This is a genomic window from Moorena sp. SIO3I8, from assembly GCF_010692325.1.
Lineage (GTDB): Bacteria > Cyanobacteriota > Cyanobacteriia > Cyanobacteriales > Coleofasciculaceae > Moorena.
The window spans coordinates 1-3,391 of the sequence record NZ_JAAHHW010000244.1 but is presented as its reverse complement, the minus strand read 5'-3'; the positions used below and the strand labels follow the sequence as shown (position 1 = coordinate 3,391).

3 protein-coding genes are annotated in these 3,391 nt (G+C 44.1%); all 3 read right to left on the bottom strand.

From position 1 onward, the window contains the following. Nucleotides 1-136 precede the first annotated feature (136 nt). Nucleotides 137-1,495: a zinc metalloprotease HtpX gene (locus F6K51_RS35615; RefSeq protein ID WP_293030470.1), complete on the bottom strand. Its 1,359-nt coding sequence runs from the start codon at nt 1,493-1,495 to the stop codon at nt 137-139. A 366-nt stretch (nt 1,496-1,861) separates the two neighbouring features. Further along, complete coding sequence (locus tag F6K51_RS35610; RefSeq protein WP_293030467.1) at nt 1,862-2,224, bottom strand: cupin domain-containing protein; 363 nt, start codon at nt 2,222-2,224, stop codon at nt 1,862-1,864. Nucleotides 2,225-2,235: 11 nt separating this feature from the next. Then, a complete protein-coding gene (locus F6K51_RS35605; protein ID WP_293030464.1) occupies nt 2,236-3,219 on the bottom strand; it encodes an endonuclease/exonuclease/phosphatase family protein in 984 nt (327 codons plus the stop codon). Nucleotides 3,220-3,391 lie beyond the last annotated feature (172 nt).

Genomic DNA, 3,391 nt, shown 5'->3' with positions numbered 1-3,391 from the left:
ACTTGTGAGTAGATTTTTTTCTGGGTCATAATTGGGATTTTTATTGACTACCCCATTTACCCAGATTTTTCTGTTTTGTCCAACCCCTCCCCTACTTGCTTTTCAAGCACTTGTGTCCGTCAGCAAGGGTATAAAGTCAAATCCCTGGCTCGCTATCCATCCCCAACCTACAACGCACGAGGTTGGGGAATTTCGCGAGTTTTGTTAAAGCGCGGACTCGTTTACCGGTTAGGGGATGAGTAGAATTCAACTCCATCCACCAACCCCAGGGGTTAAAGATATCCCATAGAAAAACTCGTCCAACTTTCTGGGAGTCTGAGGCGATACGATAGGCGGTACCAGTGGAAGCAGCAGCTTTGTGGTCGCAAATACCGAGGGCGCGGGTTCCTTCAATCAATTTACTGGGTTCTTTTGCTCGTTCCCCTTCTTCCACGATACCGTAGGCAATCTTCACCAAAGCTCGTGATAGAGCATTTGGGTTACCGGTAGTTTCAGCAGCAAAGTGATCAGCATAGTACTCTCGGGTTCGGGATAGGTACAGCACCAGGTAAGTGCCGATGATGTAAAACACATAAGCTACCATTGCTGCTGTTTGAGCAGCATCTTTGCCTTTACTGTTACCACCGCCGCGACTGATCCGTCTAGCGAAAGAATAGATCAGGTAGGTGATTTGTACCAAAGTCGCCGCTAAGGTCATTACGGCAAAGTCCCAGTGGACAATATGCCCTAATTCATGGGCATAAACTGTGGCGATTTCATCATCATCAAGGTAAGTAAATAAACCCTGACTAACGACTAAACGAGCGCTGTTTGGTAAAGAACCATAGGTAAACGCGGTGGAATTTTGGTCGTCAATGATACCCAATCGAGGTTGTTTGATATTTTTTTCTTGACAGACCCGCTCAATCACCTCTGCGCTTTCAGGACTATAGCGCTGGATATCTGCTAGGGTTACCCAACGGGTTTGGTAAAGCCACCGTTGGGTTAAGTCCATGATCCAGGGAGAGATGAAAAAGGCAGCAACATTAAAAATTAGGGTGATGGCAACTGAGATGATTAACCCAGTAACAGGATTGTTACTATTTAGGATTAGCAGCAAACTCAGAGATAAGACTAATACCATCCCAAATAGTAAAGAGATGGTAACACCAGAGGCAAGGGCAAGATTACCGGCAATGCCTTTCATGGCTAACCTGATTCCAGTTTGCGCCACTCTTCCGGCTTTGTGACGGGATTTTGACATGGCTTTAGCTGTTGTTTTTGTTAGGGTTGTTTTTGTTGACTTTGAGGTGAGGGTGGTCAGACATTTTTTTGCCCAATTGCTGACCTGGGAATTTGGGTGATTTTCTAACTTCCGACAGAGGGCGATCGCTTTTTTGTTCTCACCATTGCCGCTATAGGCTTTCACCAGAGCTGCTTGGGCTTGACTATAGTCTTGGGAATGGTGATCGGAAGAATGTTGGCAATAGTGGCAATAGTCTTCTAGCCATTGCACCGCCTCTGCATAACGTTTTTGTTTGAGAGCATTTAATCCATTTTATAGTGACATCGGCGTCTTCTCATCATCTCCTAGTTCAGTCTGGCCCTACACTTCTATGAACTGTTATATGAACTGTCATTGAAGGTAGTCTGGTCTTGGTTGGGCTTATATAAACTATTCCCATCTAAGGACAGAGTTTCCTGATTTAGACGGATTTCGGAAATATAAATTTACTAGAGTTAAGGGAAAATGAGACGACAATAAATAGCGATCGCATTTCCCCATCACAGCAGTAACCTATACTAAGTAATCAGGAGTAGCTAATCAAGTTATGAAATGTTTTACATAACTTAATATTTTAGGGGCATACTTGAAGGGCGATTACTCTATAGCTTTTGTGATCTGCTGCTGTTGCAAATTGCCATGAACGGCTAGCCAAATGCAGGGTGGCTCAGCACTGGTATATTCCACTCGATGCTTTTGATGAGCTTTAATAAATAGATAATCCCCTGGTTTGAGCTTGACACTGGAACCGTCAACGTAGCTAAGGGTTGCTTGCCCTTGTAACAGGATTACCCATTCATCTTGGTCTTGGTCATACCACTCTCCGGTTGGTGTGGTTTGTCCAGTGGAGATGATGCGCTCGATTAATAGGTTATCGGTAGATATCAACGGTTCAAACAGTTCTTCGGTAGGAAGTTCAGGAGGTAAGTTGAAAATGTTAGCTATCTCTTCAGTGTTCATAGATCACCTTATTAATCAAGTTCAATGGAGACAACGACCTGTCCGTGATCAGATTGCCAACTCTCAATTTTCTCGTCACTCAAGGTTTCGTCGATTAGATGATCATTGAAAAGGGAGACATACCCAACTCTGCCAATGCGTTTGGGATTTTGAACCACGAATTCCTGACTGACCAGGATGTGATCTAGGCTCTCGTGGTGGCCATTATGGATGTGGGTGTAGTAGAAGTCACCATAGTTTTGTCGAGCTTGAATGTCTTTGACGTAATACAACAACACATCCCAGATCATCTGCTTTTTCTGAAACCAGAGTTTTCTCAAAGGGGGCTCTCCAGAAACAATTTGAGAAGTTATAGCCACACCACTATCATTGACATCACCCATCACTATTACCGGATGATCCCTGTGCTGTAGCTTATCCATCAAAATTACCCGCAAAGCTGTTGCTTCAGCTGCTCGGAGGATTAGAGATCTCGCTTGTCCTTTGGCTTGTTCAATCGGGTCGTTGCGGTCTACTCCATCTGGGATGATCGGACGCTTGGACTTGAGGTGAATTACAAAAACTGTACAATCAATTGTGTCACTCAGCTTGAGATGTGCTTCTAACACTGGTCGAGAAAAACGCTTGAGTGGGATGTCTGTTCCCTGGATATCCAGGCATGCCGTAGTGGGAAAATCTTTGATGACGTTGTATTCAAGCACTGGAAACCTGGAGGTCAGGGCAACAACTGGACTTTTACCGGTAGGCTTTGCGAACACAGTGGTGGCATTGTCATAAACTTGGCTCTGAGCCAGTGCTTGTTGGAGAGCTTCTTGATGAAATACTTCTTGAAAGCCAACAATGTCAGCTTTCATCTTCCTCAGTTGTTCACCAATCCAGGTGGTCTTAAGAGCGTACTCTGTTTGGGTATATATCTTTTTCCTATAGTATAGGACATCTGGTAGTACTAAGTTGCATAGGTTAAAGGTTCCAACTTTGAAACGGTTTCGATGCATGATTCTTATTTGTGCTTAGAACTATTTCTCTAGCTTGGCATTTCTCCATCTAAAGATGCGGGGATTCTCTGTTCTTGGAGTTGCTCTAACCTCGCAGGCTTAGGCCATTTGTAACAACTTCAACCAAGGGCTTAGATCATGTCAGGATAATTACCCTTAATCAAAATTTCCC